Below are 7,449 nucleotides of genomic sequence, written 5' to 3' on the forward strand. Positions count from 1 at the left end.
CGGTGGTCTGGATGTCGGTGAGCGCCTGGGTCTGCGGGTCGTAGGTCATATCCGCCCAGACCGTGTCGGTGCCCGCGCCTCCGTACATGTACTGGACCGGCTGGCCGTATTCGGAGTACCCGGCGGCGGCGATGAGGGTGCCCTCTCCCAGCCGGGTTCCGGGTCGGGCACGTCGATGAACTCGGCCATTCATCCGCCCTGTGCGGTTCGGCCAGCAGCGTCCTCGGGCCCGAGCGCCTCGTCGAGCCGGGCGGGCCAGTCCTCGTGGGCGAGCCCTGCGGCGACGAGCAGGTCACGCCAATCCGTCTTCGCCAGCTCTACGGCTTGACGGAACCGGGTCAGGTCGCCGTTTGCCGACAGGACGATGGCAGCGCGGATGCGTTCGCTTCGAAAATGCTCCGTGCCATACCCGCTGGTTACGCATCAGATTGAGCAATTCGTACGCCATACGCCTCAAGCACATCTTCGGTCAAGTACTCACCGCCATACGCCGGAAGGTACCGATGCCACCATTGTGCATCCGACGTCACCGGTAGATCGAGGTCAAGCACCAGTCGAAACTCGTTATCAATACGTCGAACCTCATTAATAAATTCCTGAAATGTCGATCTGCCAACGCCGTTCGGATCATTTATGACAACCTCCAAGAGATCTCTAACCCGTAGATCATGCTTATACTCGAAGAGTCCGAGAGTATAACCAGTCCTACATTCGCGTACGAAATTCTGCCAACCTGTAACGGCTTCGCGCGCACGGTCCGGGTCATGCCAGCCCATCTCTTGAGCAGCCCTTACTAGAACCTCCTCAAGATGAGCACTCAACGAAATCACCAAATCCTCAGAATTGGTCAATAAAATACTCGAACGGGTCTTGATCAAGCGGTCTAAAAAAGGTCGATATCGTACCGCTTGAGTTCATGTAGCCGAAGTAACCAGTGCCCGGCTGTACTCTGAACATACCACCAGATTGGGTGTAGAGCGTATGTGAGCCTTCTGGACCCTCACCGCTCATGAAATCAGACGCAGCTTGACGATACGCGTCCAACCCTCCACCACCGTTCTTAGGATCGAACTCAGGCATATCGGGAGTGACTGTCCTGACCACAGTAGAGCCATCCCTCGACTTCCGCTGACCGAGTACATGCGCACTATAATGTCTATCTGCTGAAAGGTCAGAGTTGAAGTCCGGCCCACCACGACCGGTACGCGTTCAGAAGGTAACTTGATCTTGAGTTGATCGTTGAGTGTGGGTGTGACCACTGATCCCGCCGAGCTTTCCCGTGAGGAGTTGATCGCGGTTGTACGCGCGCTGCGGTCGATGGTGGATGAGCAGGTCGCGGAGTTGATCGAGCAGGGGCGGCTGGTGCGGGAGTTGGTCGCCGAGCGGGATGCGGTGCGCGCGGAACTGGCCGCGTGGCGGCTGGCAGCGGGGAAGGACTCGTCGAACTCGGGCAGGCCGCCGTCCTCGGACTCGCCGTTCGTGCGGCCGAAGGCGAAGGCCTCGGCGTTCACCAGGAAGTCCGGCCGCAAGCCCGGCAAACAGCCCGGCGATCCCTCCACAACGCTGCGCCAAGTCGACGATCCCGGTGAACGGATCGAGGTCCCGGTCGCGTCGTGTTCGTGCGGGGCGGACCTGTCCGGGGTGCCGGTGGCCTTGGTGCAGCGTCGTCAGGTGTTCGAGTGTGCGCCGCCGCCCCCGCCGAGGGTGACCGAGTATCAGATCGCGGTGAAGCTGTGTCCGTGCTGCGGGGCGCGAGCTAGCGGTGCGGTGCCCGCGCACGTCACCGGCCGGGTACAGTTCGGGGCGCTGGTCAAGGCCCGGTCCGTGGCGCTCAACCTGTGGCACCACGTCCCGTTCCGGCGTACCGCGCAACTGCTCTCGCAGCTGTGCGCGGTCAGGATCTCGGTCGGTGCGCTGGTCGGCTACCGGCGCGAGGCCGCGGTGCGGCTGGCCCCGTTCCTCGACCGGGTGCGGGTGCTGCTCGGGTTCGAGCCGGTCCTGGGGGTGGATGAGACCCCGGCGAAAGTCGGCGCCGGCTTGGCGTATGTGCATGTGGCACGCTCGGAGCAGTACACGGTGATGCACGTCGGGGGCCGCACGAAGGCCGATATCGACGCAGGCGGCGTGCTGCCCGGCTACTGCGGGGTGATCATGCGCGACGGCTACGCCGGGTACGCGCACTTCACCGACGCGCAACACGCCTGGTGCGGTGCGCACACGCTGCGCGACATCAAACTCGTGCACGACGCCGACCCCACACGCCAGGCCGGGCTGGCCGCGATGCGCGACAGCCTGCTGCTGATGCTCGCGGCGACCAAGACCGCCCGCGCGAACGGCGCCGACGCCCTCGACGCGAAGGGCCTGTCCTTCCACCGGGCCTGCTACGCCGGGGCAGTGAACCAGATCCGGATCGACAACCACGGCCGCACCGACCCGGTCGCCGACGCCGCCCGCACCCTGGCCACCCGGTTCGATACGCACCGCGAGATGATCCTGCGCTTCATCATCGACCTCGCAGTCCCGTTCACCAACAACGGCTCGGAGCAGGAGATCCGACCCGTCAAGATCCACCAGCGCTCGTCCGGCGGAGCGTGGCGGACCCTGGACGGACTGGCCGACTTCGCCACCATCTGGTCCTACCTGATCACCGCCGCGAAACACGGCATCGGCCAACTCCAAGCCCTGACGATACTGTTCGAGGGCGAGCCCTGGCTTCCCCCGCTGCCGGAAGGCTGACGATCTGCGCTGGCGCCGGTCATCCAGCGCTGTTCTCGGGCCGCACCTCACGGATCACGGCCGACGCCACGACCTTGGGCCCTTCCGTGACTAGCATCTTGGCACCCGGGTGCAGGAACGGGCGGGCCAGATCGCGCACCAGGAAGTCCACCTTGTAGATTCGTCCGCCATCGGACGTCCCTGGGGTTTCCTGTAACAGCACGCTGAGTTTATCTGCGGTAGCCGGCCAGCCAGGCTGCGTCTCCCGCTCCCCGCCGAGAGGGAATACCGCGGTCGCCATATACACCGGTGCCGTCGGCGGTCCGGAACGTCGACCACCCTGCTCCGCGGAAAGCCACGAGACCACAGCGTAGGCTACCGGCTGCTCGATTCGATCCCTCATCACCATAGTCTGATTCCGTCCATCGACTCGTTGATCAAGTCGAGCTGGTCACCCTGGGCGTAGAGACCAGGTCCGATACCGTCCAGTTTCCCCGGCTCGAAGTGCAATTGGTCGGCGAGCGAGCTGGGAATACGTGTCTCAATCGTCACACCCTGGCCGCCATTGAGCACATTGCCCCACTGATCAGCGTGCTCCCCAGTGGTTGCAAACCACTTACCCTCCATCTGCCCGACACCCGTCCCAAACTTCCCCGTCGAGGCGATCGAGTCGAACTCGGGGCCGTCGACATTACGGAAGATCTGCGTCGTGCCCCCGCCCAGACCTTCTGAACTCGTACCACGACCGCTATGCCCAAGTAAACCCTCTTCTACCCTAACTCCAGCTTTGACTGCGTCTTCCTCGGCACCGCCGAATGGTATTACGCCTGCGGCGGCCATGGTGCACGACCCGGGCGATCCCTTTTCTAAGCAGTCGGTTATTCCTGGGTCTAGGAAGTTCGCCAATTTCTTGGCACCATCAGCGATGTTGTTCAGCTCTTGCTGTAGTTCGATCTCGTGGTAATGCTGGTAATTCCACTCCGCCGTGCCGTAGCCGGGGTCGTCTGTGTAGCCGCCGCTGCGGTATAGCGCCGCTGCTTTCAGCCCATCGTCCGAACCGCCGTTGCCTTGCCCGTTGTCACCGCAGAGCCATTCCCCGCCTGGACCATAGCAACCGCCGCCTGAGGAGCCGTCTCCGCAGGAGTTGTCGGACTGGCAATTCCCGTTGTAGGTACCACCTCCACCATCTGTCGAGAGCAGCTTGCCGGTGGGGTCGCTGCCGGTGGTGGGGTCGTTGCCGGCGTAGTCGTAGCCGCCGAGTTGGGTGGGGTCGGTGGCTTCGAAGAGGGGGTCGGGTGACAGGAAGCGTCCGGTGATCGGGTCGTAGTCGCGGGCGCCGAGGGTTTGCAGGCCGGTGGTGGTGTCGTTGTCGCCGCCCACATAGCCTTTGTCGCCGCCGACCCAGGTCGGGGTGGTGCCTCGGGGGCTGCCGAAGGGGGTGTATTGGCGGCGGGTAACGGTCAGGGTGGTGGCGTCGAGGGCGAGTTGGTCGGTGCCTTGCCGGTCGGGGATCAGGTAGCTGTGTCCGCCGGTGCTGGTTCTCACGGCGATCGGCGTGCCGTTGATGCTGTAGTAGCGCACGGCGGTGACGGTGCCGGTGGCGGTGGTCAGGGTGAGTTGTTCGTCGCCCATGTAGAACACGGTGCTGCCGGGGTCGCGGCGCACGACCGTGTTGCCACTGGCGTCGTAGACGTAGCTGGTGGCGCCGGCGCTGGTGGTGTCGGATTGGAGTTTGCCCTGGATGGTCCAGGTCAGGGTCTGGTTGCCCAGGGCGCCGCCGGTGATGCTGGTGGTGTTGCCGGCGGTGTCGTAGCCGTAGGTGGCGGTGTCGGCGGCGGCGTTCGGGCCGGTCGCGGTGGTGCCGGTGAGGGTGTGCGGCTGGTCGGTGCCGGATCCTTGGGTGGGGTAGTTGTAGGTGGTGGTGGTGTCGTTGGCGGTGTTGCCGCCGGGGTCGTGGTCGGTCTGGGTGCGCCGGTCGCCGGACGGGTCGTAGGTCCAGGACTGCCAGTAGGGGGTCAGCGGACCGCCGACTGTGCCGCTGCTGCCCGGGGCTGGGGTCGCGGCGCACCGGTCGGTGGCGGTCCAGGCCTGCTGCAGGCGGGTGGCGTAGTCGTAGGTGTAGCACTGGGTGTCCACCGTGGCGGCGGCGTTCTGCCTGTCGACGGCGCGGGTGAGCAGCCCGGAGCCCTTGGAGACGGTGCCGGCGGTGTTGCCGAAGGTGTAGGTCAGCTCATCCAGCATGCCGCTGTTGGTGGAGTCGGTGGTCTGGATGTCGGTGAGCGCCTGGGTCTGCGGGTCGTAGGTCATATCCGCCCAGACCGTGTCGGTGCCCGCGCCTCCGTACATGTACTGGACCGGCTGGCCGTATTCGGAGTACCCGGCGGCGGCGATGTAGTTGGCGTTGTAGCCGCCCGAGCCTTGCACCGAGAGGGTCTCGCCGAACAGGTCGTGGGCGTAGTTGATGTTCTCGGAGTTCAGGCCCCCGGAGGCGGGGTCCGTTTCGGTCTCCAGCAGCCCCGCCAGGGTGTAACCGAACGTGGTGGTGTACCCCGTCGAGGGCACCAGGGCGGTGCCCTCCCCGGTGAGGGTGACCTTGCTGCCCATGGGTTTGGCCAGCGCGTTGTACCCGGTGACCGCGGAGGTGTAGGTGTCCCCGTTGGAGTAGGACGTCGTGGAGGTCGGGTAGCCCACCGCGAACGAGTCGTAGACGTACTTGCTCAACTGGTTGCTGCCCGACAGCGTCTGCGTCAGCGTCGTGTCGTAGCTTGCGGTGATCCGGCCGTCGAGATCGTAGGTGTTCGTGCTCTGCTTGCCGCGCGCGTCCGTTGCGGTCAGTTGCTGCCCGGCGTTGTCGTAGGTGGAGACGCTGTGCCCGGCGTCCGGGTCGTGGGTGTCGGTTTTCTGCCCGAGCAGGTTGTAGGTCCAGGACCACTGGTTGCCGGCGGCGTCGCTCTCGGTGGCCGGCTTGCCCGCCGGGGTGTAGGTGTACGTGGTGTCCGTGTAGTCCGACGGCGGGTCGCCCACGTAGTCGGTCGGCACGCCCGCGTGGTACTGGATCAGGTCGCTCTGGCGGCCGCGGGCGTCGGTCACGGACGTGGTGGCGGTGGCGCCGGCCGGCGGGATCGTGGTGGTGAAGTTCCCGCCGTAGGTGTAGGTGGTGCGCCAGGTCTCGGTGCCGTTGGCGTAGGCGATGACGGCGCTCTTGCGGCCGGCGCCGTCGTAGGTGTAGCCGGTGGCGGAGGGCACCTGCCCCGCCTGGGCCTGCACCGGGGTGGTGCTCACCGCGGCGGAGTTGTTGTACGGGGCGGTGCCCTCGGAGACCCAGCCGTCGGAGTTGTAGTAGGTGTCGGTGATGTTGCGGCTGTTGTCCGGGGTCTGGGTCTGGGTCTCGAAGGCGCGCAGCATCGCGTCGTAGAAGGTCTCGGTCACGTGGTAGCCGCTGGCGTCCGAGTCCAGCGCGTAGGTGTCGACGAACGAGACCGCGGTGCTGCTGATCGTGTAGGTGTACTTCAACGCCGCCGGGGTGATGCCGGGTTTGAACACGGCGGCCAGCCGGCCGAGCGAGTCGTACTGCTCGCTGGTGACGTACCCGGCCGGGTCGCTCTTCGCCAGCGGCAGGCCGCGCAGCGGATCGAAGCTGGTGGTGCTCTTGTGGTTGAGCGGGTCGTACACCGCGATGCTGGTCGGCTGCGCGCCGGTGGCCGGGGTGTAGATGGTGTGGGTGGTGCGGTTGTCCGGGTCGGTGCTCGCGGTGGCGCGCCCGTACTCATCGACGCTCGCCTTCGACATCGTCGCGTAGGTCGGGGTGGATCCGCTGTAGGAGACCGCCTGCTGTGTCATGGTGGCGTCGCCCACCGTGGGCGCGGTGCCGAGTGTGGTGGAGCCGTCGTAGAAGGTCAGCGTGTCGGAGACGGCATCGGCCGGGTAGGCCGGGGTGGTGGAGCAGTTCACTGAGACGGTCTTGGTCTGCGCGGGCTTGTCCAGGATCCACGCGCTGGCGCTGTCCGCGTAGCTGACAGTGGTGCACAGATCGTCGGTGGTCGTGGACACGTCGCCCTGGTCGTTCGTCTTGGTCACCCGGCCGTAGGCGTCGTGGGTGTAGTCGGTCTCGCTCTGCCGCGTGGAGCCGTTCGCCAGCGGGGTGTAGACCTTGGTGTCCGCGGTGCCGGTCAGGAACGCGTACAGGGTGGGTAGACCGGTCAGGGCGTGGGTGGCGCTCGGCGCGCTGGTCCACGGGTCGGTGATCGTGTCGGTGACCACGCTGGCGCCGTTGTAGACCTGCGTCTCGTAGGTCATGCCGTAGTACTGGTTGTAGTCGGTGACCGGCGGGTCGTTGCGGGAGTCGGTGACGGCGACCGAGCGGGTGGTGCCGGAGGTCAGGTAGTCCCCGTCCATGCCGCGCAAATACCGGTACGCGGTCTTGGTCACCGGGTCCGGGGCGGTGCCGGTGGACACGGTCATCTGCCCGAAGCCGCGCCACTGGTCCCAGGTGCGCTCGTTGGTCGGGGCGGTGGGCACCAGCGGGTTGTCGTCGTAGTGCCAGGCCGGTGAGCCGCCGGGGGTGTACGTGGTCTGGATCGTGTCCTTGGTCGTCGGGTCGTACTGGGTGACCGAGTTGACGATGTACTTGTTGAAGTAGTCCTTGATCGGCTGCGCTTGGCCGGTCGGGGTCCAGTAGCCCGGGTAGCACAGCATCGTGTTCTGCGAATCGTCGCTCGGCGTGGAGGAACCGCA

5 protein-coding genes are annotated in these 7,449 nt (G+C 65.7%); 1 reads left to right on the top strand and 4 read right to left on the bottom strand.

The features are described from left to right. Both KGA66_RS26980 and KGA66_RS26985 read right to left on the bottom strand, forming a co-directional pair. On the bottom strand, window positions 1-193 hold a 193-nt coding region (locus KGA66_RS26980; protein ID WP_211472049.1), incomplete at its 3' end, for a hypothetical protein. Between the two features lie 644 nt (window positions 194-837). Continuing rightward, complete coding sequence (locus KGA66_RS26985; RefSeq protein ID WP_211472051.1) at window positions 838-1,080, bottom strand: hypothetical protein; 243 nt, start codon at window positions 1,078-1,080, stop codon at window positions 838-840. A gap of 171 nt (window positions 1,081-1,251) precedes the next feature. Here KGA66_RS26985 and tnpC point away from each other — a divergent pair, with 171 nt between their 5' ends. Beyond that, on the top strand, window positions 1,252-2,736 hold the full coding sequence (gene tnpC, locus KGA66_RS26990; protein ID WP_211472053.1) for an IS66 family transposase: 1,485 nt from the start codon (window positions 1,252-1,254) through the stop codon (window positions 2,734-2,736). Window positions 2,737-2,755: 19 nt separating this feature from the next. Here tnpC and KGA66_RS26995 read toward each other — a convergent pair whose 3' ends face one another. Next, entirely contained in the window at window positions 2,756-2,938 is a 183-nt protein-coding gene (locus tag KGA66_RS26995; protein ID WP_211472055.1) for a hypothetical protein, read from the bottom strand. A gap of 179 nt (window positions 2,939-3,117) precedes the next feature. Continuing rightward, on the bottom strand, window positions 3,118-7,449 hold a 4,332-nt coding region (locus tag KGA66_RS27000; protein WP_211472057.1), incomplete at its 5' end, for an RHS repeat domain-containing protein.

Origin of the sequence: Actinocrinis puniceicyclus (assembly GCF_018283645.1) — a bacterium.
GTDB lineage: Bacteria > Actinomycetota > Actinomycetes > Streptomycetales > Catenulisporaceae > Actinocrinis > Actinocrinis puniceicyclus.

Bases quoted from the DNA above. Each gene is read 5' to 3' on its own strand.
- KGA66_RS26985 (WP_211472051.1), bottom strand. From the start codon at position 1,080: ATGCCTGAGTTCGATCCTAAGAACGGTGGTGGAGGGTTGGACGCGTAT.